21 protein-coding genes are annotated in these 21,414 nt (G+C 63.5%); 16 read left to right on the forward strand and 5 right to left on the reverse strand.

Annotated elements, in window-relative coordinates; genetic code table 11:
- The first annotated feature begins 28 nt into the window (after window positions 1–28).
- The 5 genes from sucC (at window position 29) to E8E95_RS23340 (ending at window position 4,952) form a co-directional block, all read left to right on the forward strand.
- The gene (gene sucC / locus E8E95_RS23320) at window positions 29–1,198 is read left to right on the forward strand and encodes an ADP-forming succinate--CoA ligase subunit beta (RefSeq protein WP_280354227.1); all 1,170 of its coding nucleotides are present in this window, start codon (window positions 29–31) and stop codon (window positions 1,196–1,198) included.
- Window positions 1,198–2,085 (forward strand): succinate--CoA ligase subunit alpha, encoded by an 888-nt coding sequence (sucD, locus tag E8E95_RS23325; RefSeq protein ID WP_003456166.1) that lies wholly within the window; start codon window positions 1,198–1,200, stop codon window positions 2,083–2,085. Before sucC ends, sucD begins: the two co-directional genes overlap by 1 nt.
- 308 nt (window positions 2,086–2,393) lie before the next feature.
- On the forward strand, window positions 2,394–3,707 hold the full coding sequence (gene brnQ / locus E8E95_RS23330; RefSeq protein ID WP_280354229.1) for a branched-chain amino acid transport system II carrier protein: 1,314 nt from the start codon (window positions 2,394–2,396) through the stop codon (window positions 3,705–3,707).
- 124 nt (window positions 3,708–3,831) lie between these two features.
- The gene (locus tag E8E95_RS23335) at window positions 3,832–4,566 is read left to right on the forward strand and encodes a DUF599 domain-containing protein (protein ID WP_280354231.1); all 735 of its coding nucleotides are present in this window, start codon (window positions 3,832–3,834) and stop codon (window positions 4,564–4,566) included.
- A complete protein-coding gene (locus E8E95_RS23340) occupies window positions 4,563–4,952 on the forward strand; it encodes an MAPEG family protein (RefSeq protein WP_280354232.1) in 390 nt (129 codons plus the stop codon). The genes E8E95_RS23335 and E8E95_RS23340 overlap by 4 nt, the downstream gene beginning before the upstream one ends.
- Before the next feature lie 61 nt (window positions 4,953–5,013).
- Here E8E95_RS23340 and E8E95_RS23345 read toward each other — a convergent pair whose 3' ends face one another.
- Window positions 5,014–5,235: a hypothetical protein gene (locus E8E95_RS23345; protein WP_280354397.1), complete on the reverse strand. Its 222-nt coding sequence runs from the start codon at window positions 5,233–5,235 to the stop codon at window positions 5,014–5,016.
- A gap of 171 nt (window positions 5,236–5,406) precedes the next feature.
- Here E8E95_RS23345 and E8E95_RS23350 point away from each other — a divergent pair, with 171 nt between their 5' ends.
- The 6 genes from E8E95_RS23350 to E8E95_RS23375 all read left to right on the forward strand — a co-directional run bounded on the left by E8E95_RS23350 (window position 5,407) and on the right by E8E95_RS23375 (window position 11,446).
- On the forward strand, window positions 5,407–5,862 hold the full coding sequence (locus E8E95_RS23350; RefSeq protein ID WP_280354234.1) for a PaaI family thioesterase: 456 nt from the start codon (window positions 5,407–5,409) through the stop codon (window positions 5,860–5,862).
- Window positions 5,859–6,302 (forward strand): PaaI family thioesterase, encoded by a 444-nt coding sequence (locus E8E95_RS23355; protein WP_077525496.1) that lies wholly within the window; start codon window positions 5,859–5,861, stop codon window positions 6,300–6,302. The genes E8E95_RS23350 and E8E95_RS23355 overlap by 4 nt, the downstream gene beginning before the upstream one ends.
- A gap of 40 nt (window positions 6,303–6,342) precedes the next feature.
- Complete coding sequence (locus E8E95_RS23360; RefSeq protein WP_280354236.1) at window positions 6,343–7,587, forward strand: MFS transporter; 1,245 nt, start codon at window positions 6,343–6,345, stop codon at window positions 7,585–7,587.
- 179 nt (window positions 7,588–7,766) lie between these two features.
- Window positions 7,767–9,665: a molecular chaperone HtpG gene (gene htpG / locus E8E95_RS23365; RefSeq protein WP_280354237.1), complete on the forward strand. Its 1,899-nt coding sequence runs from the start codon at window positions 7,767–7,769 to the stop codon at window positions 9,663–9,665.
- A gap of 263 nt (window positions 9,666–9,928) precedes the next feature.
- On the forward strand, window positions 9,929–10,717 hold the full coding sequence (locus tag E8E95_RS23370) for a dienelactone hydrolase family protein (RefSeq protein WP_280354238.1): 789 nt from the start codon (window positions 9,929–9,931) through the stop codon (window positions 10,715–10,717).
- Window positions 10,718–10,720: 3 nt separating this feature from the next.
- On the forward strand, window positions 10,721–11,446 hold the full coding sequence (locus E8E95_RS23375) for a dienelactone hydrolase family protein (RefSeq protein WP_280354239.1): 726 nt from the start codon (window positions 10,721–10,723) through the stop codon (window positions 11,444–11,446).
- Between the two features lie 191 nt (window positions 11,447–11,637).
- Here the strand turns inward: E8E95_RS23375 and E8E95_RS23380 are convergent, their stop codons facing one another.
- The gene (locus E8E95_RS23380) at window positions 11,638–12,498 is read right to left on the reverse strand and encodes a pirin family protein (protein ID WP_280354241.1); all 861 of its coding nucleotides are present in this window, start codon (window positions 12,496–12,498) and stop codon (window positions 11,638–11,640) included.
- 20 nt (window positions 12,499–12,518) lie between these two features.
- Entirely contained in the window at window positions 12,519–12,938 is a 420-nt protein-coding gene (locus E8E95_RS23385; RefSeq protein WP_280354243.1) for an OsmC family protein, read from the reverse strand.
- 139 nt (window positions 12,939–13,077) lie between these two features.
- On the opposite strand from E8E95_RS23385, the gene E8E95_RS23390 reads away from it, so the two are divergent.
- The 5 genes from E8E95_RS23390 (at window position 13,078) to mddA (ending at window position 19,346) form a co-directional block, all read left to right on the forward strand.
- Complete coding sequence (locus E8E95_RS23390; protein WP_280354245.1) at window positions 13,078–14,100, forward strand: amidohydrolase family protein; 1,023 nt, start codon at window positions 13,078–13,080, stop codon at window positions 14,098–14,100.
- Between the two features lie 63 nt (window positions 14,101–14,163).
- Entirely contained in the window at window positions 14,164–14,628 is a 465-nt protein-coding gene (locus tag E8E95_RS23395; protein WP_280354247.1) for a DUF3859 domain-containing protein, read from the forward strand.
- Window positions 14,629–14,693: 65 nt separating this feature from the next.
- Window positions 14,694–15,413 (forward strand): response regulator, encoded by a 720-nt coding sequence (locus E8E95_RS23400; RefSeq protein ID WP_280354249.1) that lies wholly within the window; start codon window positions 14,694–14,696, stop codon window positions 15,411–15,413.
- 242 nt (window positions 15,414–15,655) lie between these two features.
- The gene (locus tag E8E95_RS23405) at window positions 15,656–18,478 is read left to right on the forward strand and encodes a PAS domain S-box protein (protein ID WP_280354251.1); all 2,823 of its coding nucleotides are present in this window, start codon (window positions 15,656–15,658) and stop codon (window positions 18,476–18,478) included.
- Between the two features lie 94 nt (window positions 18,479–18,572).
- A complete protein-coding gene (mddA, locus tag E8E95_RS23410; RefSeq protein ID WP_280354252.1) occupies window positions 18,573–19,346 on the forward strand; it encodes a methanethiol S-methyltransferase in 774 nt (257 codons plus the stop codon).
- Between the two features lie 183 nt (window positions 19,347–19,529).
- Here the strand turns inward: mddA and fabB are convergent, their stop codons facing one another.
- On the reverse strand, window positions 19,530–20,747 hold the full coding sequence (gene fabB / locus E8E95_RS23415) for a beta-ketoacyl-ACP synthase I (RefSeq protein ID WP_280354253.1): 1,218 nt from the start codon (window positions 20,745–20,747) through the stop codon (window positions 19,530–19,532).
- Between the two features lie 11 nt (window positions 20,748–20,758).
- The gene (fabA, locus tag E8E95_RS23420) at window positions 20,759–21,274 is read right to left on the reverse strand and encodes a 3-hydroxyacyl-[acyl-carrier-protein] dehydratase FabA (RefSeq protein ID WP_280354255.1); all 516 of its coding nucleotides are present in this window, start codon (window positions 21,272–21,274) and stop codon (window positions 20,759–20,761) included.
- Between the last annotated feature and the right edge of the window lie 140 nt (window positions 21,275–21,414).

Here is a 21,414-nt window from a genome sequence, read left to right on the forward strand (position 1 = left end):
AATACCTAAACGAAGACGGTAGACAAGCATGAATCTCCACGAGTATCAGGGTAAGCAGCTGTTCGCTGAATACGGCCTGCCCGTATCCAAGGGCTTTGCCGTAGACACCCCGGAAGAAGCCGCAGAAGCCTGCGAAAAAATCGGTGGCAGCGAATGGGTTGTCAAAGCTCAGGTCCACGCTGGCGGCCGCGGTAAAGCGGGCGGCGTGAAGCTGGTCAAGAGCAAGGAAGATGCCAAGGCCTTCGCCGCCAACTGGCTGGGCAAGCGCCTGGTGACCTATCAGACTGACGCCAATGGTCAGCCGGTCAGCAAAATCCTGGTTGAATCCTGCACCGACATCGCCAAGGAACTGTACCTGGGCGCCGTGGTAGATCGTTCCAGCCGCCGTATCGTGTTCATGGCTTCCACCGAAGGTGGCGTGGACATCGAGAAAGTAGCTCACGAGACCCCCGAGAAGATCCTCAAGGCCACCGTCGACCCGCTGGTCGGCGCTCAGCCGTACCAGGGCCGCGAGCTGGCTTTCCAGCTGGGCCTGGAAGGTGACCAGATCAAGCAGTTCACCCACATCTTCGTTGGCCTGGCCAAGCTGTTCCAGGACTACGACCTGGCCCTGCTGGAAGTGAACCCGCTGGTCATCAAGGCAGACGGCAACCTGCACTGCCTGGACGCCAAGATCAACATCGACAGCAACGCCATGTACCGTCAGCCCAAGCTGCGCGCCATGCACGACCCGTCGCAGGACGACGCTCGTGAAGCCCATGCGCAGAAGTGGGAACTGAACTACGTGGCCCTGGAAGGCAACATTGGCTGCATGGTCAACGGTGCCGGCCTGGCCATGGGTACCATGGACATCGTCAACCTCCACGGCGGCAAGCCGGCCAACTTCCTCGACGTTGGCGGCGGTGCAACCAAGGAGCGCGTGACCGAAGCGTTCAAGATCATCCTCTCCGACAGCAACGTGCAAGCCGTTCTGGTGAACATCTTCGGCGGTATCGTCCGCTGCGACATGATCGCCGAAGGCATCATCGGCGCCGTGAAGGAAGTAGGCGTGAAGGTTCCGGTCGTGGTTCGTCTGGAAGGCAACAACGCTGACCTCGGTGCCAAGGTACTGGCCGAGAGCGGTCTGAACATCATCGCGGCGACCAGCCTGACCGACGCTGCACAGCAAGTCGTCAAGGCCGCGGCGGAGGGCAAGTAATGAGCGTCCTGATCAACAAAGACACCAAAGTCATCTGCCAGGGTTTCACCGGTAGCCAGGGTACCTTCCACTCCGAACAAGCCATCGCCTACGGCACCAAGATGGTTGGCGGCGTGACCCCCGGCAAGGGCGGCACCACTCACCTGGGCCTGCCGGTGTTCAATACCGTCAAGGAAGCCGTTGAAGCCACCGGCGCCGAAGCTTCGGTCATCTACGTTCCGGCCCCCTTCTGCAAGGACTCCATCCTGGAAGCGGCCAACGGCGGCATCAAGCTGATCGTTTGCATCACCGAAGGCATCCCGACCCTCGACATGCTGGACGCCAAGGTCAAGTGTGACGAGCTGGGCGTACGCCTGATCGGCCCGAACTGCCCGGGCGTGATCACTCCCGGCGAGTGCAAGATCGGCATCATGCCGGGTCACATCCATCTGCCGGGCAAAGTAGGCATCGTGTCGCGTTCCGGCACCCTGACCTATGAAGCCGTGAAGCAGACCACCGACGCCGGCTTCGGCCAGTCCACCTGCGTGGGCATCGGCGGTGACCCGATCCCGGGCTCCAACTTCATCGACATCCTGAAGCTGTTCCAGGAAGACCCGCAGACCGAAGCCATCGTCATGATCGGCGAAATCGGCGGTTCCGCTGAAGAAGAAGCTGCTGCCTTCATCAAGGCCAACGTGACCAAGCCGGTGGTGTCCTACATCGCTGGTGTAACTGCACCGCCCGGCAAGCGCATGGGCCACGCAGGCGCCATCATCTCTGGTGGCAAGGGCACCGCGGACGAGAAGTTCGCCGCCCTGCAGGACGCTGGTGTGAAAACCGTGCGTTCCCTGGCCGACATCGGCAAGGCCCTGGCCGAGCTGACCGGCTGGGAAGTCAAGAAAGCCTAAGGCGACTTGATTACCCAACAAAGGCCACCTTCGGGTGGCCTTTGTCGTTATAGGTGCAACCTTTTCTGCTAAATGTGCAACCGCCTGTCGGACAAGCGACAGAAACGGTTGCTACTCCGACAGCCTGATCCACGTCAGGCGCTTCCCCCGGTAAAATCGGTAGGGTTGCAACCATGCCGCTCACCATGCCCCACAAGGGCGAAGGTCGGGCACTAGCGATCAATCCCAAACGGATGGATGACGTTTCCCCCGACCCAATCGGGAAACCCCTTCGGTAAACCCTGTTTCAGCGATGTGGTAATTCCCCAATGAAATCCTTGAAAGGCCAGGACATCCTGGCGCTTGGCTTTATGACATTTGCCCTGTTCGTCGGGGCCGGCAATATCATCTTCCCGCCCATCGTCGGCTTGCAGTCCGGACCCCATGTCTGGATGGCGGCTCTGGGCTTCCTGATCACCGCGGTCGGGCTTCCGGTCGTGACCGTGATCGCACTGGCCAAGGTCGGCGGTGCCATGGATTCCCTCAGCAGTCCCATCGGCAGGACGGCCGGCGTTCTGCTGGCGGCTGTCTGCTACCTCTCGGTGGGTCCGTTGTTCGCGACGCCCCGTACCGCGACCGTTTCCTTCGAAGTGGGCCTGGCGCCCCTCACTGGCGATACGCCGGTGGCCCTGTTCGCCTACAGCCTGGTGTATTTCCTGGTGGTCCTTGCGGTTTCCCTCTATCCGGGTCGCCTGCTGGACACCGTGGGTCGCGTGCTTGCGCCGATGAAGATCGTCGCCCTGGCGATCCTCGGTATTGCCGCCTTCATGCTGCCGATGGGTGAAATCGGCGATGCCACTCCGGCCTACCAGGCCGCACCGTTCTCCCAGGGCTTCATCAATGGCTACCTGACCATGGATACCCTCGGCGCCCTGGTATTCGGCATCGTCATCGTCAATGCTATTCGCTCCCGTGGCGTCGAATCACCGCGCCTGATCACCCGTTATGCCGTCATCGCCGGCCTGATCGCCGGTGTCGGCCTGGCGCTGGTCTACATCAGCCTGTTCCGCCTGGGCGCCAACAGCCACGGCATCGCCGGTGAGGCCGCCAATGGCGCAGCGGTGTTGCATGCGTATGTGCAGCACACCTTCGGCAACCTCGGCAGCACCTTCCTTGCGCTGCTGATTTCCCTGGCGTGCCTGGTAACGGCAGTCGGTCTGACCTGCGCTTGCGCGGAATACTTCAGCCGCCTCCTGCCGCTTTCCTACCGCAGCCTGGTGATCATCCTGGCCGTCTTCAGCCTGCTGGTGTCGAACCTCGGCCTGACCAAATTGATCCAGGTTTCAGTGCCGGTGCTCACCGCGATCTATCCGCCGTGCATCGTGCTCGTAGCGCTCAGCTTCTGCTGGGGCCTTTGGCACTCGCCGGGTCGCGTGGTGGCACCGGTGATGCTGGTATCGCTGCTGTTCGGCCTGATTGACGCGCTCAAGGGCGCCGAACTGGCCGGCTGGATGCCGCAGTGGCTGTCCCATCTGCCGCTGTCGGAGCAGGGCCTTGCCTGGCTGCTGCCTGCTGTCGCTGCCCTGGCGTTGGCCAGCCTCTACGACCGCTTCCTGGGCAAGCCGGTGGAAGTGGCCGCCTGACAGTCCGTTCCGCAAGGAAGGCCGCCCCCGGGCGGCCTTTTTTGTTGCCAAAAGCAGATAGCGGAACCTGCAGGGCCGTGGTTGCAGGTCGCTATAATCGGTCGTGTTCTTAAAAGGAATTCGCATGTCCACCATCCTGCGCAACTGGCCCCACCTGGTGGCCATCCTCTGGTTCGTCACCTGCTGGTTGGGCTACACCCGCTACGCCATCTGGAAGGGCAGGGACACCGCCTGCCTGGCCTCGGTCCTGCACCTCTACCGCGAAGACTGGATGCGCCGCCTGCTGCTGCGCGACAACCGCATCGCCGACGCCAGCGTGATCGGCAACCTGGAGCGCAACGCCTCGTTCTTCGCCTCCAGCACCCTGATCATCCTGGCCGGCATCCTCACCGTGCTCGGCTCCACCGACCGCGCGGTATCGGTGCTGGAGGACCTGCCATTCGTGCAGCCCGCCAGTACGGGCGTCTCCGAGCTGAAGCTGCTGGCCCTGGCGGTGGTCTTCGTCTATGCCTTCTTCACCTTCAGCTGGTGCATGCGCCAGTACAACTTCGCCGCCATCCTGGTGGGCTCGGCACCGATGATCGGCGAGCGGCACGTCAGTGAGCTGGAGCGCAAGGCCTTCGCCGAACGTACGGCGCGGGTGATCTCCCTGGCGGCCAACCAGTTCAACTTCGGCCTGCGCAGCTACTACTTCGGCATGGCGATGCTGGCCTGGTTCATCAACCCCTGGTTCTTCATGATCGTCACCAGCGGCGTGGTGCTGGTGCTCTATCGGCGCGAATTCCATTCCGATGTGCTGGATGTGATGGTCTACACCCCGACCCAGGCGCTGGAAGCGCCCAAGGAGAAAGTCGAATGAGTATTCCGTTCTGGTGCCTGTTCTTCGCGGCTTTGCTCATCTACCTGGCGAAGATTCCGGTGGTCAAGGCCATGCGGGAGGAGGGCAGGGGCTACGACAATCATCACCCGCGCGCGCAACAGGCGCGGCTGACCGGTTCTGGCGCACGAGCGGTGGCGGCGCATCAGAACAGCATCGAGATGTTCCCGCTGTTCGCCGCGGGCGTGCTCATGGCGCATACCACCCAGACCCACGGCTGGTTCGTCGACCTGCTGGCGATCATCTTCATCGTTTCGCGGGTCTTGTACCTGTTCCTCTACTGGAATGACAAAGCGAGCCTGCGCAGCCTGGTCTGGGGCGTCGGCCTGATCTGCTGCCTGCTGCTGATGCTCAGCCCAGCGCTCTGACTAGCCCGGAAACGACAAGGCCCGCATTATGCGGGCCTTGTCGTTCCAGCGAGCTGGAGGCTTACTGGCTTTGCTCCTCGGACGGCGTGGTATCAGGCGCTGCCGGGGCGGGCTCGGTCGGGGCCGGGGCGGTTTCCGGCGCCGGAGTCGGTGGGGTGGCCGGGGTGCTCGGCTGGGTTTCGGTAGCCGGTGCAGCCGGTGCCTGAGCCTCTTCCTTCTTGTCGCAGGCGGCGAGACCAAGGCTTGCGGCCAGGAGCAGGGCGAGAGACAGGGTTTTCTTCATCATTGAGCCTCCATGTGTGGCTTTTCCTCATCGATAGCCGTTGGAGTTTGTGATTCGTTTCTAAGTTCCGCGCCAATTGCAAAAAGCATGACTGCGCGGTCTCCCACGGCGCAAGCGGGTGGGGCAGGGTATGATTCGCCTCTTTGCCCACCCTCCGCCAAGGTTGCAGTCATGACGGACAACACCCTAATCGAACGGGCGCAGCGCTTTCTTTCCGTGCTGCGTCATTGCCAGGTGCTCGGCCTCAGCGTGCACGACGCCACTCCCCAGGGCCTGACCCTGCGCCTGCCGTACAGCACGCAGATCATCGGCAATCCGGAAACCGGCGTGATCCACGGTGGTGCCATTACCACGCTGATGGATACCACCTGCGGCATTTCCACGGTCTGCGTGCTGCCGGAGTTCGAGATCTGCCCGACTCTGGACCTGCGCATCGACTACATGCACCCGGCCGAGCCGCACAAGGATGTCTTCGGTTTTGCCGAGTGCTACCGGGTTACCCCCAACATCATCTTCACCCGTGGCTATGCCTACCAGGACGACCCGGCACAGCCCATCGCCCATGTGGTGGGCGCGTTCATGCGCATGGGCAAGCCCGGGCAGCTGAAGCAGGGAGGTGCGGCATGAGCCTCGACCTCAGCGCCGTGGTGCGCGAAGCCCACGAGAAGAACGATTACGACTCGCTGGTCTGCCTGATCCCCTACGCCAAGCTGATCGGCATGGAATGCCTGCGCCTCGGGGATGACATGGTGTTCCGCCTGCCGGCGAACAAGGACAACATTGGCAATCCGACCCTGCCAGCCATCCATGGCGGCGTGATCGCCGGCTTCATGGAGCACGCGGCGATGCTCCACTTGCTGATGTTCATGGGCACGCCACATATGCCCAAAATCATCGACTTCTCGATAGATTACCTGCGCGCCGGGCACTATCGTGACACCTACGTCCAATGCCAGGTCTGGCGACAAGGCCGCCGTGTCGCCAACGTCGCCATTACCGCCTGGCAGACCACCCAGACCGAGCCCATCGCCACCGCGCGCGCCCACTTCAAGGTCGACGAATCCTGAGGCGCGTCAGGCGCGTCCGGTCGCTCACAAGGAAAGCCCGATGGTTGCGTTACTCATACTCGGTGGCCTGCTGCTGATCGTCACCGGCCTCGTCTGGCTGGTGATGCGCGCGTTCGGCACCAGCCTGCTCTGGGGCTTCGGCAGCCTGCTGCCGCCGGTGACGCTGGCCTACGTGCTCTACCATTGGCGAACCGCGCGCAAGGCCGTGGCGTTTGGAGCCATGGGGTTCATACCGCTGGTGGTGGGCCTGACCATGCTCGCCGCGCAGGACCCGGAGCGCCTGCAGGCGATCCTGAGCCTGCGCTGGCTGGGCGACGAGCAGCAGACAGCTTCCGAGCTGGACATCCGCCTCAATGGCGAACTCAACGGGCAGCGCTTCGCTCCGCTTCAAGCCGAACTGGTGGATGGCATTCTCAGCCTGCGCGAGGGCCAGGACTTCTATGCCCGTCGCGAGCTCACCATCCGGGTCGGCAGTCAGCCGCAGGGAGCCCTGCGCCTGGATGTATTGCCCGAGGATGCCGGCCCGCAACCGGAAATCGAAATCAGCTGGCTGCTCCCGGAGCAGGAGCTGCCCGAAGCCCGGCGCATCCCCCGGGGCTACACGCTGCACCTGGACCTTCAGCCGGTCGCCCCGAATCGCCTGGCCGGCGACTTCCATCTGGTGCTGCCGCCGAAATTCGCGACCACGCTATCCGGCCATCTGGAGGTCTTCACTGATCGTCTGCGCTACCGTGACGGCCACGTAGACACGCGTTACGACTCCCGTGACACGCTGGCCTATGTCATCCGCGATTACCTGCAACGCCGCTTCGCTACCCGTGATGTCGAGCTGGCCCCGCTGCCGGCCGTCAGTCTGCCGGCACGCGAACTGGAGGTGGAGGTGGAAGCCCGCATCGGCGGCCAGCCCCAGCGTTTGCCGCTGCAACTGATAAAGAGTGAGAGCCGGGGTTGGCGCGTGAGTCGCGACAGCTTCCCGCCGTTGGCAGTCTCCAGCGTGGCCCCGGCGCCGAGCGAGGCAGAGGAGCCCGTATCACCAGCGGACAGCGCCCATGCGGTAGATCGCCGCCTGCGCTTCTCCTTGCAACGCCTGCTTAGCAATCCCGCGCAGTACCAGGAACTCAGCATGCGCGTGTACACGGTACGCGGCAGCACAGCCGAAGGCCGCTTCGCCGGGCTGGATCGTGAGGGCCGTGTTCTGATTCGTCGCAACCTCGGTGGGGCAGGGGCCGCGAGCTTCAGCTTCGACCTGGACGAGGTTTCTGACGTCGAACTGCTCGAACCGTAAAGCCGGGGAGTCCTGGATCGGCTTCGCTGCGTATGTGAAGAGCGGGGCCCGACGTGCATGCAGCGAAAGCCAGGTTCTTCCCGCTTTCGCTAAGCACTTGAAATCCTTGTCGAAGGCCCCATCTGGATGTGATCCGCCGCTGTAAGCGGCCCAAGCCATCCACGTGGAGTAAGACGACCATGAGTGTGGAAACTCAAAAAGAAACCCTGGGCTTCCAGACCGAGGTGAAGCAACTGCTTCACCTGATGATCCATTCCCTGTATTCCAACAAGGAAATCTTCCTCCGCGAGCTGATTTCCAACGCCTCCGACGCCGCCGACAAGCTGCGCTTCGAAGCGCTGGCAGCGCCTGCGCTGCTGGAAGGCGGCGCCGAGCTGAAGATCCGCGTCAGCTTCGACAAGGATGCTCGCACCGTCACCCTCGAGGACAACGGCATCGGCATGAGCCGTGACGAGGTGATCGCTCACCTGGGCACCATCGCCAAGTCCGGTACCGCCGACTTCCTGAAGAATCTCTCTGGCGACCAGAAGAAGGATTCCCACCTGATCGGCCAGTTCGGTGTGGGCTTCTATTCCGCGTTCATCGTCGCCGACAAGGTCGATGTGTTCACCCGCCGCGCCGGCCTGGCTGCCGCCGAGGGCGTTCACTGGTCGTCGCAAGGCGAGGGCGAGTTCGACATCGCCACTATCGACAAGGCCGAACGCGGTACCCGCATCGTCCTGCACCTGAAGAGCGGCGAAGAAGAGTTCGCCGACGGCTGGCGCCTGCGCAACGTCATCAAGAAGTACTCGGACCACATCGCCCTGCCCATCGAGCTGCCGAAAGAGCATCACGGCGAAGATGCGCCGGCCGAGCAGGAGTGGGAAACCGTCAACCGCGCCAGTGCGCTCTGGACCCGTCCGCGCACCGAGGTGAAGGACGAGGAGTACCAGGAGTTCTACAAGCACGTCGCCCACGACTTCGAGAACCCGCTGTCCTGGAGCCACAACAAGGTCGAGGGCAAGCTGGAATACACCTCGCTGCTCTACGTCCCGGCCCGCGCACCCTTCGACCTTTATCACCGCGAGGCGCCGCGCGGCCTGAAGCTTTACGTCCAGCGCGTGTTCATCATGGACCAGGCTGACCAGTTCCTGCCGCTCTACCTGCGCTTCATCAAGGGCGTGGTGGACTCCAATGACCTGTCGCTGAACGTCTCCCGCGAAATCCTGCAATCCGGCCCGGTGATCGAGTCCATGAAGTCGGCGCTGACCAAGCGCGTTCTGGACATGCTGGAGAAGCTGGCGAAGAACGAGCCCGAGCAATACAAGGGCTTCTGGAAGAACTTCGGCCAGGTGCTGAAGGAAGGTCCAGCCGAGGACTTCGCCAACAAGGAGAAGATCGCCGGCCTGCTGCGCTTCGCTGGCACCAGCGACAATTCGGGCGAGCAGAGCGTTTCCCTGGCCGATTACATCGGCCGCATGAAGGAAGGCCAGGACAAGATCTACTACCTCACCGGCGAGAGCTATTCGCAGGTGAAGAACAGCCCGCACCTGGAAGTCTTCCGCAAGAAAGGCATCGAAGTGCTGCTGCTCACCGACCGCATTGACGAGTGGCTGATGAGCTACCTCTCCGATTTCGACGGCAAGGGCTTCGTCGATGTCGCCCGCGGCGATCTCGACCTTGGCAAGCTGGACTCGGAAGAGGACAAGAAGGCCCAGGAAGAAGTCGCCAAGACCAAGGAAGGGCTGATCGAGCGCCTCAAGTCCGCCCTGGGTGAGGAAGTTTCGGAAGTGCGCGTGTCGCACCGCCTGACCGACTCTCCGGCGATCCTCGCCATCGGCGAACAGGACCTGGGCCTGCAAATGCGCCAGATCCTCGAAGCCAGCGGCCAGAAAGTGCCGGACTCCAAGCCGATCTTCGAGATCAATCCGGCCCATCCGCTGATCGAGAAACTCGACGGCGAGCAGGACGAGGACCGCTTCGGCGAGCTGTCGCACATCCTCTTCGACCAGGCTGCCCTGGCCGCAGGCGACAGCCTGAAGGACCCGGCCGCCTACGTGCGTCGCCTGAACAAGCTGCTGGTGGAACTCTCCGCCTGATAGCCGAAAGGTACGAAGAAAGGCCCGCTGATGCGGGCCTTTTTCTTTCTCGCGAATCTTGGCTGGCTCTTTGTGGGGGCGAATTCGACCGTCGGTGCCTTGTAGGAGCTAGCTTGCTAGCGAAAGGGGCCATTCGCTGGCAAGCCAGCTCCTACTGGCGATGCGGTTCATGGGCAGCTGAAAATCGAAGCAATAAAGGAGTAGGACTGTTTCACGGCCGGACGGTCTAACCTTGGTCATTCCCCGGGACAGGAGAGCGCTCCATGAACCGTCTGCTGCTGCCTTCGCTGCTGTTTGCATTTACCGGCCCCGCCTGGGCGGCCATGGTCACCCAGGCAGTTCCCTACGAGATCGACGGCAAGCCCTTCGAGGGCACGTTGGTTTACGACGATGCGGTGAAGACGCCGCGGCCCGGACTGATGATGGTGCCCAACTGGCTCGGCGTGACCCCGGCTGCAGCTGAACAGGCCAAGGAGATCGCGGGGGAGCGCTACGTGATCTTCATCGCCGACATGTACGGCAAGGACCTCCGCCCGAGTAACCCGGAAGAGGCGAAGGCTGCGGCTACCGCCGTGCGGGGCGATCGTCCGCTGATGCGCAAGCGCGCCCAGGCCGGCGTGGAGGTGCTCCGCAAGCAAGGTGAGAAAGTGCCGCTGGACCTGGCCAGCCTTGGAGCCATCGGCTTCTGCTTCGGGGGCGGCAGCGTGCTGGAACTGGCGCGCTCAGGGGCGCCACTGAAGGGGTTCGTGTCCTTCCATGGCAACCTCGATACGCCCAATCCCGCTGATGCCCGCAACATTCGCGCGCCGGTGCTGGTGCTGCATGGTGCGGACGACCCGGCTGTGCCCAAGGCCCAGGTGGATGCCTTCACCGCTGAAATGGCTGCGTCCAAGGCCGATTGGCAACTGGTCAGTTACGGCGGCGCAGTGCATTCGTTCACCGAGCGCGGGGCCAATGTGCCGGGGCGCAATGAATACAATCCCAAGGTCGCCGCCCGGGCCTACCAGGCCATGAACGACCTGTTCGATGAAGTCTTCACCGGAGCGAGGTAACCCATGACGCAACTCCAGTCCCAGGCCGTTGGCTATACCGTCGATGGTCTGGCATTCGAAGGTCGCCTGCTGTTCGATGCTGCCGACACGGCCCCGCGTCCCGGGTTGTTGATGGCGCCCAACTGGTTCGGGGTCAGCGATGGCGCGCTCGAACTGGCGGGTCAGGTGGCCGGCCGGGGTTATCGCGTACTGCTGGTCGACCTCTATGGCACGGCAGTGCGACCGGCAAACGCGGCCGAGGCGAGCGCCGCCATGCTGCCGCTCAAGCAGGATCGAGCGTTGCTGCGCCGACGCCTGCTGGCGGCCCTCGACGCCTTGCGCGATCAGGACATTGCGCCGATGGAGGGAGCGCGCCTGGCGGCTTTCGGTTTCTGTTTCGGTGGCACCTGTGCGCTGGAGCTGGCCAGGGCCGGAGCCCCGCTCAAGGCTGCCGTTTCATTCCACGGCGCACTGGATACACCCAACCCTGCTGACGCCCGCAATATCCAGGGAGCCGTGCTGGTGCTGGATGGCGCCCTGGACCCGCTGGTGCCCCGTGAACAATTGCCGGCGTTTGCCAAAGAGATGGGCGAGGCAAGCGTGGATTGGCAGTTGCTGAGCTATGGCGGGGCCGTGCATTCGTTCACCGACCCGGCCGCGAACAATCCGGGCACCTCGCAATACAACGCCAAGGTGTCCAAGCGCGCTTTTGCCTCGATGTACGCCCTGCTGGATGAAGTCTTCGTCTGAGTGTGGGAGCGAATTCATTCGCGAATTTGGTCTCCCAAGCGCTCAATCCCCCTACCCACATTCCGTAGGTTGCGGCAGAGCGCAGCGAAGCCCAACGATTGCCGGAACTCCGTTGTTGGGCTTCGCTGCGCTCAGCGCCAACCTACAGCGGGACTACGTCCCGCCTGGCGAATGAACTCGCCCCCACAACATCAGCGCGGCAACTCGATCCGGCTGGTCTCGCCCGGTACGGTCGGCCAGTCACCTGCCGCCCAACGGTTGCGCGCGTTTTCGATCAGCTCGGGGCTGCTGGACACGAAGTTCCAGTTCATCCGTCGCGGGCCGTCCAGCGGAGCACCGCCGATCATCACCAGTTGGCAGCTGCTGCAGGCGGAAAGCACGAACTCCACGCCTTCGGGCAAAACCACCAGACTGCGCGGTTCCAGCGGCTCGTCGTCGAGCGAGGCATCGCCATCCAGCAGGTACAAGGCCCGTTGGGGATGCTCGCAGGGAATGGTCAGCGTGGCGCCGGCTTCCAGTTGCAGGTCGGCGTAGAGAGTAGGGGAGAGCACCGGTACGGGGGATTCCAGGCAGAAGCCGGTTCCGGCGATCAGGCGGATGCGTGCGCCGAGTGCCTCCTGCTCGGGCAGACTGGATGCCGGGTGATGGCTGTAGCTGGGTTCGCAATCCTCGAAGGCCTTGGGCAAAGCCAGCCAGACTTGCAGGCCGTGGGCGCGGGAGCCGCTGGCCAGCAGGTTCGCCGGCGTGCGCTCGACATGGGCGACGCCTCGGCCGGCCGTCATCCAGCTGACATCACCCGGCTTCACCAACTGGTCCGAGCCCAGGCTGTCCTTGTGTTGCAGCTCGCCTTCGAACAGGTAGGTGAGGGTGGACAGGCCGATATGCGGATGCTGACGCACGTCCATGCCGTTTCCTGGCGCGTAGTCCGCCTCCAGCATGTGATCGAAGAACACGAAGGGGCCGACGCTACGGCATTGGGCCGAGGGCAGCGGGCGGAGAATCGGCTGGCCGGCGACTTCTTCGGCGCGGGGCCGGATGGTGAGGATGCTCATGCTCTGGATTCCTGCATGGGTCACTGACTGAAGTCGCCTTCGGCAAGGCGGGTTTCGATGCTCACTTCCACCTGGGTCATCAACTTGTGTACCGGGCACTTGTCGGCGATGCGCAGCAGGGTGGCGCGCTGCTCGTCGGTGAGGGCGCCGCGCAGGGTCAGCTTCACGTCCAGGCGGTAGTGTCCCTTGCGCTCCTCGCTGTCGTCGCGGGTTACGTCGACGTCCACCCCCGTCAGCGGGATGCCATTCTTCTGCGCGTAATAGGTGACGGTCAGCGCCTTGCAGCTGCCGAGGGCCGCATCGAAGTAATCATGGGGCTCGGGGTCTGCACCTGCGCCACCCAGCTCTGTCGGCAGGTCGGTGAACAGCGGTGCCTTGTCGTCCAGTTCGATGCGCTGGCGGGTACCGTTAGCGGAATCACGGGTGAGACGGATTGTCATGGAGGGCCTCCTGGCCAATGAGCGGATCGAGTCCCGGCTAGGCTAACGCAAAGGGCGACGGCCAGCAGCAGGACGCGTGCGTTGAACGCACGCCGGTGGATGCCGGTCTACAGTCGCTCGCCTTGCCGGAGGAAGTGTCTTGTACCGACTGAGGACCAGTCTTGCTGCGCTGCTACTGGCGGCCACCCTGACGGGTGAAGCGCATGAGTACCGCTACAGCGACGCCCATCTGCATTACGTGGACTTCTTCCAGGAAAGCGATGGAATGAAGGCCCTGCTGAAAGCGATGGACCAGGGAAACATCGACCATGTGATGATTTCCGGCATTCCGGTGGCCAAGAAATGGCACGAGGACGAGCCCAAGCGGCCGCGCTATTACGCCGGGGATGATGCCGCCGCCTACTGGTACAGCGCCACCGACGTGCAAGTGGCCGCGGCGGTGAAGCAACTGCCGGCCGGGCAACGCAAGCGCTTCCATCCGTTCCTGAGCGGCTTCAACCCCAACGACAAGAATTCCGATGCGCACATTCGTCGCATGCTCGAGCTGGACCCCGGCCTTTGGCAGGGCATCGGTGAAGTGTTCACCCGTCACGACAACCTCACTGCCCTGATTGATGGCGACACGCCACGGGCCAACAACGAGGCGATGACCCGCGTCTATCACCTGGCGGCCGAGTACGACCTGCCGGTTTTGCTGCACTCGAACATCACCTCCCAGCGCGAGCGCAATCCCCTCTACTTGCAGGAAGTGGAGGAGCCCCTGCGCAACCATCCCCACGTGCGCTTCATCTGGGCCCATGCCGGCGCGAGCCTGGAAATCCACCGTCACCAGACGAAGCTGGACTTCCTCCTGCCGACGCTGAAGCGGATGCTCAAGGCCTATCCCAACCTCTATATCGACCTGTCATGGAGCGTGCTCGAGCCCTATCTGCTGGACGCCGACGGCAAGCCGGACCGCGGTTGGCTGAAGCTGGTGAAACGGTATCCGGACCGCTTCATGCTGGGCTCGGATGTAGTGGGGCGCTTTGACGGGCTGGGGGACTACCTGACGGCCTACGATCCCTTCCTCGACGCGTTGCCAGCGTCGGTGGCGCGCAAGGTGGCGCGGGACAACTTCCTTGCCGTGCTACCCCGCAAGCACCGGCGTGAGGGCGCGCAGTAACTCTGTCACAAGGATGTCATGGGCACGTCATAACCTCGCGCCACCGCAAACAAGGAGCGCGACATGATCCCCTTTCGAATGACAGCACTCGTGGCCCTCGGCCTGGCTTCCAGCGTTGCCCTGGCTGATGTGCGAGTGGATGGCCCGGTGGAATACGGCATCTTCGAATCCCAGTACCAGGACTACCAGCCGGGCGAGCGTGTGCTGACCCGCAGCAACCAGACCATCGAACAGACCGACGAAATCCCGGCCAAGCTCGGTACCAAGTTCGGCATGCGCTACACCTTGCTCGGCAAGCAGGAAAAGGACGCGCCGCTGACCTTGCTTTACCTCACCCCGGGCGTGGTCACCCCGGATGGCAAGCGCCACGACAAGTTCGTGGTGGAGCAGAAGATGGCGCCTGGCGCGCCCACCGACGTGATGGCCTTCGAGTTCACCGAGCGCTACGAAGTGGTACCAGGTGAATGGCGTTTCATGGTCTTCCAGGGCGACCGCCTGTTGGCCGAACAGAACTTCACCGTCCGCTGATTCCGCGCGCGTCGCCGTGGCGCGCTATAGTCGCTGGGTCTGAAGCAGGCGCGAGGCGCGGGCCCATGGCCGAACAGATCAGCATCCTGGTGGTGGACGACGACGAGGCGATCCGCGAGTTATTGCTGGATTACCTTGGCGGCCAGGGCTACCAGGTCCACGCGGTGGCCGACAGCCGCCAGATGCGGGCACGGCTGGCCGAAGCGTTGCCCGACCTGGTGCTGCTGGATGTCGGGCTACCGGGCGAGGATGGCCTCAGCCTGGCGCGCTACCTGCGCGAGCATCACGATCTGCCGGTGATCATGGTGTCTGGCGCCGGAACGCCGCTGGATCGCATCGTCGGCCTGGAAGTGGGGGCTGACGATTACATTGCCAAGCCCTTCGATCCCAGGGAGCTGCTGGCGCGGCTGAAGACCGTGCTGCGGCGCTATCGCCGTGCCCCGTCACCAGCGGCCGTGGCCGCCACCGAAAGCGACAATCCCTGCTTGCAACTCGGCCTTTGCCGCCTCGATCTGCAGAGTCGCCAACTGTTCGATGCGGCGGGCGAGGAAATCCCCCTGACCGCCATGGAGTTCGACCTGCTGCAGGCCTTCGCCCAGCGCCCCAACCGGCCGCTGTCCCGCGACCAGTTGCTGAACCTGACGCAGCACCGTGACTGGAACCCCTTCGACCGCTCCATCGATATCCGCATAGCGCGCCTGCGGCGCAAGCTGGAAACGGACCCGGACAAGCCGCAGATCATTCGCACCGTACGCGGCGTCGGTTACATGTTCGTCCCGGGCTGAGTCCTAAGGCTGCGGAAGCGATTCTTGTAGGAGCTAGTTTGCTAGCGAAAAAAGGGCCCTTCGCTGGCAAACCAGCTCCTACGGGCAATGCAGTTGCGTGCAACACGTAATGCGGACACAGCGAACGAGTTCGTTCCCACACTGCCCTTTGTTTCAATTGTTTCAATGGTCTCGGGCACTCCCCGGACTGGGGCGGGCTATCTCTATACTCAGGCAGTCCGCTACCCCCGGAGGGCCCGCCGGTGAGCCAGCCATTGACCCGCCACTTCACCATCAGTGCCGAAGAGCATCGCCTGCGGCAGATCGTCGATAACAGCAGTGCGGTGATCTACGTGAAGGACCTGGATGGCCGCCTGGCGCTGGTCAACCGCGCTTTCGAGCGCCTGTTCAAGGTACGTGCCGAGCGGGTGCTGGGGCATACCGATCACGAGTTCTTCCCCCGCGAAATCGCCGACGTGCTGCGCGCCAATGACCTGCGGGTGATCCAACTCGGACATGAACTGGAGTTCGAGGAGCAGGTGCCCATGGGCAGTGGCATCCGCACCTATCTGTCGAACAAGTTCCCGCTGTTCGATGGCGAAGGGCGAGTCAGCGCCGTCTGCGGCATCTCCACCGACATCAGTTCGCGCAAGAGCCTGGAAGAAGTCCTGCGCTTTGTTGCCCTGGGCGTGTCCGCCGCGACCGGCAACGAGGTGTTCGAAGCCATCGCGCGCTACATGGTGCGCTCGCTGAATGCCGATTTCGCCTTCGTCAGCCGCATCAGCGACGAGGGCCCGCAACGCCTCACCACCCTTGCGCTCTACTACGAGGGCAAGCTGCACCAGAACGCCACCTACGACCTGAAAGGCACACCTTGCGCCGAGGTGTTCGGCCGCAGTTTCCATTTCGTGCCCCGCGACCTGCGCAGTTCCTACCCCGGTGATGAGGTCCTGGCGTCCTTTGGTGTCGACAGTTACGCCGGCTTCCCGCTTTTTGCCAGCGATGGTCGGCCCTTGGGGTTGATCGCCGCCGGCCGGTTGGGGCCGATGAGCGACCGCGACAAGGTGGAGTCCGTGCTGCGCATCTTCTCGGTCCGGGCTGCGGCGGAGATAGAGCGGCTGGAAGCCGAGGCCAGTTACCGGGCGATCTTCAATACCTCGGAAGATGCCATCTTCGTCCACGACATCGAAAGTGGCGCCTTGGTCGACGTCAATCCCAAGGCCTGCCTTGCCTATGGCTATAGCTACGAGGAAATGCTCAAGCTGGAGATCGACGCGTTCAGTGCCGGCTACTCGCCCTATACCGGCAAGGAGGCGGCTGGCTTCCTGTCGCGCGCCGCTGCCGGCCAGGTGCAGCGTTTCGAATGGCACCGGCGCAATCGCGACGGCAGCCTGCACTGGGATGAGGTGCTGCTCAAGCGCGTCGCCATCGGCGGCATCGACCGTATTCTCGGCATCACCCGCGAGATCACCCAGCGCAAGGAGGCCGAACAGGCGCTGCGTGCCAGCGAAATGCAGTACCGCGCCATCACCAACACGGCCCTGGACTGCTTCATCAGCATGGACGAGTCCGGCCGAGTACTAGCGTTCAACCCGGCGGCCGAGCAGTGCTTCGGTATCAGTCGCGAACAGGCGCTGGGCCACTCGCTGCTGAAACTGATCATCCCGCCACGCTTCCGTGACGCCTACGAACACGCGTTGGAGCATTACGCACAGACCGGGCACGGGGCGTTCCTCGGCAAGCGCATGGAAGTGGTGGCCCAGCGTGCCGATGGCCGTGAATTCGCCGCTGAACTGGCCCTGACCCAGGTGCCGGGAGACGAGGGTCCGCGCTTCATCTGCTACCTGCGCGATATCACCGAACGCACTCAGGCCGAAGAAGAGCGCGCCCGCCTGGAGCAGCAGCTGCGCCAGGCCCAGCGCATGGAAGCCATCGGGCACCTCACGGGCGGCATTGCCCACGACTTCAACAATCTGCTGACCAGCATGCTCGGCTACACCGTGATGGCCCAGGAGCTGGCGGAGCAGGGTGGTGACGAGCGACTCGGCAAGTACCTGTCACGGGTGCAGCGCTCGGCGGAGAAGGCCCGCGACCTGATCCAGCAGATGCTTACCTTCAGTCGCGGCAGCCGCGGCAAGCCGCAGGTAGTGGCGCTGGACCTGCTGCTGGGGGATTTCATCCGCCTGGTGGAGTCGACCTTGCCGGCGACCGTCGAACTGGAGGTGAAGCTGGACCACGACCTGCCGCAGGTTCTGGCGGACCCGGTGCAGCTGGAGCAGGTGCTGATGAACCTCTGCATCAACGCCCGCGATGCCATGGGCAGCGTCGGCCAGTTGCGGGTGAGCCTCTGTCAGCAGGAGATGGAGGGCATATGCGCGTCCTGCCAGCAGCGCATCAAGGGCTCCTATGTTGCGTTGACCGTGAGTGACAGCGGCCCGGGCATCGACCCGACCTTGCGCGCGCAGATTTTCGAGCCGTTCTTCTCGACCAAGGCGAGTGGGCAGGGCAGCGGCATGGGCTTGTCCATGGTGCATGGCATCGTCCATGAGTACGGCGGCCATATCCACCTGGACAGTGCGCCGGGGCAGGGCGCCACCTTCCGCGTACTGATGCCGGCCCACGGCCCGGCGGCAGCTGCGGAAGCGACCAGTGCGCCGACGGCCGAGCGTCCGCTGTTGCGCTCGGCCCTGTGTGGGCGCGTGGCGGTGGTGGACGATGACGCCACCGTGGCCGAGTTCATGGGCGAGCTGCTGGAGGGATGGGGGTTGGAAACCGGCATCTTCTGTGACGCCGAGCAGGCCAGCCAGCTGCTCTGCGCCGATCCCTACGCCTGGGATTTCGTCATCCTCGACCAGAGCATGCCGCGCCTTTCCGGCCTTCAGGTCGCCAGACGCCTGCTGGCTTCCCGGGCGGATCTGCCCATCGTGCTCTACACGGGTTTCAGCGACTCGTTGCTGGAGAGCGAGGTGCAGCAGCAGGGCGTCAAGGCGCTGCTGACCAAACCTCTGAACCAGCAACGCCTGCATCAACTGTTGCAGGCTTGGCTGGAGAGCCCGCGGAGCGGATACAAAGCGGAAACAAACTGAGCGCTGCCAGCCATAGGGCTGATACAGGCCGGGGCCAATCTGGTGTCCAAGGCGGAGAGATGCCGCCGACCAGAACCCCAGGCAGGAGCGCATCATGTTCACCTACTTCAAACGCGTTTCGATCTTCTTCTACGGTCTGATCAGTTACCTGATCTTCTTTGCCACCTTCGTCTACTCCATCGGCTTCATCGCCAACCTGCCATTTGCGCCGCGTACCCTGGATGGTGAACCGCGCCTGCCGTTCTGGGCCGCCCTCGGAGTCGACGTGCTGCTGCTGGCCATCTTCTCCGTCCAGCACAGCCTGATGGCCCGTCCAGCCTTCAAGGCGTGGTGGACCCAGTGGATTCCGCCTGCAGCCGAGCGCAGCACCTACGTGCTGTTTTCCAGCCTGGCGCTGATCCTGCTGTACAGCTACTGGCAGCCCCTGGGTGGTGAAATCTGGAACATCGAGAACCGCTCCGGCCGCCTGGTACTGGGTGCGACGTTCGGTTTCGGCTGGGCACTGGTGTTTTACGCCACGCTGCTGATCAACCACTTCGACCTGTTCGGGCTGCGCCAGGTGTGGCTGAACCTGCTGGGAAAACCCTACACGGCGCTGGAATTCAAGATGCCGGGTGCCTACAAGCTGGTGCGGCATCCCCTGTACCTGGGCTGGTTCCTGTGCTTCTGGGCGACACCGACCATGACCGCTACCCACCTGCTGTTCGCGGTGCTGACCAGCATCTACATCCTGGCCGCGATCCAGCTGGAAGAACGCGACCTGCTGCGCGAGCATCCGGAGTACGCAGACTACCGGCAGAAGGTGCCCATGTTGCTGCCTCGAGTGGGCGGCCGCGAGAAAGCCTCGGAGGGTCGCGAAGCGGCTTGATTGCCAGGAAAACGGAAGGGCGCCAATCGGCGCCCTTTTTCGTTTGGATGGAAAATCTGTTCGCGAGCAAGCTCGCTCCTACCCGTCACTCGCCTGCAGAGTCGCGCAGGAAAGCTTTTCGACAGGCAGAAATGACAAGGCCCGTATCCGGGGATACGGGCCTTGTCGGTACCGCAGGTACCGTCAGCCGTTGAAGCGGCGCAGTACCAGGGTGGCGTTGGTGCCGCCGAAGCCGAAGCTGTTCGACATGACGGTGTCGATCTGGGCGTCCTCGCGGGTCTCGCGCAGGATCGGCAGGTCGGCCACTTCAGGGTCGAGCTCGTCGATGTTGGCGGAGCCGGCCATGAACTTGCCTTCCATCATCAGCAGGCAGTAGATGGCTTCCTGCACACCGGCCGCGCCCAGCGAGTGGCCGGAGAGGCTCTTGGTGGAGCTGATGGCCGGTGCCTTGTCGCCGAACACAGCGCGAACGCCACGGATTTCCGCCACGTCGCCCACCGGAGTGGAAGTGCCGTGGGTGTTCAGGTAGTCGATCGGGGTGTCGACGGTGGCCAGCGCCTGCTGCATGCAGCGGATGGCGCCTTCACCACTCGGCGCAACCATGTCGTAGCCGTCGGAAGTCGCGCCGTAGCCGACGATTTCCGCGTAGATCTTGGCGCCGCGCTTGAGGGCGTGTTCCAGCTCCTCGACAACCACCATGCCGCCGCCGCCGGCGATGACGAAACCGTCACGCTTGGCGTCGTACGCGCGGGAGGCGCGCTCAGGGGTTTCGTTGTACTGGGTGGACAGGGCGCCCATGGCGTCGAACAGGCAGCTCTGGCTCCAATGCTCTTCTTCACCGCCGCCGGCGAAGACCATGTCCTGCTTGCCCAGTTGGATCTGCTCCATGGCCTGGCCGATGCAGTGCGCGCTGGTGGCGCAGGCCGAGGAGATGGAGAAGTTCACACCCTTGATCTGGAAGGGGGTGGCCAGGCAGGCGGAAACGGTGCTGCCCATGGTGCGGGTCACGCGGTATGGGCCGATGCGCTTGACGCCCTTCTCGCGCAGGGTGTCGATGGCTTCCATCTGGTTGACGGTGGAAGCACCGCCGGAACCGGCGATCAGGCCCACGCGCGGGTTGGAGATCTGTTCGGCGGTCAGGCCGGCGTCTTCGATGGCCTGCTGCATCGCCAGGTAGGCGTAGGCAGCGGCATCGCCCATGAAGCGGAAGAGCTTGCGATCGATCAGCTCTTCCAGGTTCAGGTTGACCGAACCGGACACCTGGCTGCGCAGACCCATCTCCGCATAGGAGGGGTTGTGGCGGATACCGGCGTTGCCGGCGCGCAGGTTGGCGGAAACGGTGGCTTTGTCATTGCCCAGGCAGGAGACGATGCCCAGGCCAGTGATCACGACGCGACGCATGCGGATGTCCTTCAGAAGCTGTCGGTAGAGGTGAACAGGCCTACGCGCAGGCCTTCGGCGCTGTAGATCTCGCGACCGTCGACGGCCACGGTGCCATCGGCGATGCCGAGGATCAGCGAACGATTAATAGTGCGCTTGATATGGATGTTGTAGGTGATCTTTTTCGCGGTCGGCAGGACCTGGCCGAAGAACTTCACTTCGCCGGAGCCCAGGGCGCGGCCACGGCCGGGATTGCCTTGCCAGCCGAGGTAGAAGCCGACCAGCTGCCACATGGCGTCGAGGCCGAGGCAGCCGGGCATGACCGGGTCGCCTTCGAAGTGGCAGGCGAAGAACCACAGGTCAGGATTGATATCGAGCTCGGCGACGATCTCGCCTTTGCCGTACTTCCCGCCGGTTTCGCTGATATGCACGATGCGATCGATCATCAGCATGTTGGGGGCGGGCAGTTGCGCATTACCAGGGCCGAACAGCTCGCCGCGACTGCAGCGCAGCAGGTCTTCCCGGGAATAGGCGTTTTGTTTGGTCATGCGAGCTCCTCAATGGTCCCCGTCTGGCACAGGGCTTTGCATTCATCCGTCTGCCGTGGCCGTTTTTCGGGGCCTCAGTCGGCAGACTAGTCATAGACTGTTGCGTTGCGGTGAAAGTCACAGAGTGGCGAGCACAGTCG

The organism is Pseudomonas sp. BN414, assembly GCF_029871275.1.
Classification (GTDB): Bacteria; Pseudomonadota; Gammaproteobacteria; order Pseudomonadales; family Pseudomonadaceae; genus Metapseudomonas; species Metapseudomonas resinovorans_C.

Bases quoted from the DNA above. Each gene is read 5' to 3' on its own strand.
- sucC (WP_280354227.1), top strand. From the start codon at position 29: ATGAATCTCCACGAGTATCAGGGTAAGCAGCTGTTCGCTGAATACGGC.
- sucD (WP_003456166.1), top strand. From the start codon at position 1,198: ATGAGCGTCCTGATCAACAAAGACACCAAAGTCATCTGCCAGGGTTTC.
- brnQ (WP_280354229.1), top strand. From the start codon at position 2,394: ATGAAATCCTTGAAAGGCCAGGACATCCTGGCGCTTGGCTTTATGACA.
- E8E95_RS23335 (WP_280354231.1), top strand. From the start codon at position 3,832: ATGTCCACCATCCTGCGCAACTGGCCCCACCTGGTGGCCATCCTCTGG.
- E8E95_RS23340 (WP_280354232.1), top strand. From the start codon at position 4,563: ATGAGTATTCCGTTCTGGTGCCTGTTCTTCGCGGCTTTGCTCATCTAC.
- E8E95_RS23345 (WP_280354397.1), bottom strand. From the start codon at position 5,235: ATGAAGAAAACCCTGTCTCTCGCCCTGCTCCTGGCCGCAAGCCTTGGT.
- E8E95_RS23350 (WP_280354234.1), top strand. From the start codon at position 5,407: ATGACGGACAACACCCTAATCGAACGGGCGCAGCGCTTTCTTTCCGTG.
- E8E95_RS23355 (WP_077525496.1), top strand. From the start codon at position 5,859: ATGAGCCTCGACCTCAGCGCCGTGGTGCGCGAAGCCCACGAGAAGAAC.
- E8E95_RS23360 (WP_280354236.1), top strand. From the start codon at position 6,343: ATGGTTGCGTTACTCATACTCGGTGGCCTGCTGCTGATCGTCACCGGC.
- htpG (WP_280354237.1), top strand. From the start codon at position 7,767: ATGAGTGTGGAAACTCAAAAAGAAACCCTGGGCTTCCAGACCGAGGTG.
- E8E95_RS23370 (WP_280354238.1), top strand. From the start codon at position 9,929: ATGAACCGTCTGCTGCTGCCTTCGCTGCTGTTTGCATTTACCGGCCCC.
- E8E95_RS23375 (WP_280354239.1), top strand. From the start codon at position 10,721: ATGACGCAACTCCAGTCCCAGGCCGTTGGCTATACCGTCGATGGTCTG.
- E8E95_RS23380 (WP_280354241.1), bottom strand. From the start codon at position 12,498: ATGAGCATCCTCACCATCCGGCCCCGCGCCGAAGAAGTCGCCGGCCAG.
- E8E95_RS23385 (WP_280354243.1), bottom strand. From the start codon at position 12,938: ATGACAATCCGTCTCACCCGTGATTCCGCTAACGGTACCCGCCAGCGC.
- E8E95_RS23395 (WP_280354247.1), top strand. From the start codon at position 14,164: ATGATCCCCTTTCGAATGACAGCACTCGTGGCCCTCGGCCTGGCTTCC.
- E8E95_RS23400 (WP_280354249.1), top strand. From the start codon at position 14,694: ATGGCCGAACAGATCAGCATCCTGGTGGTGGACGACGACGAGGCGATC.
- mddA (WP_280354252.1), top strand. From the start codon at position 18,573: ATGTTCACCTACTTCAAACGCGTTTCGATCTTCTTCTACGGTCTGATC.
- fabB (WP_280354253.1), bottom strand. From the start codon at position 20,747: ATGCGTCGCGTCGTGATCACTGGCCTGGGCATCGTCTCCTGCCTGGGC.
- fabA (WP_280354255.1), bottom strand. From the start codon at position 21,274: ATGACCAAACAAAACGCCTATTCCCGGGAAGACCTGCTGCGCTGCAGT.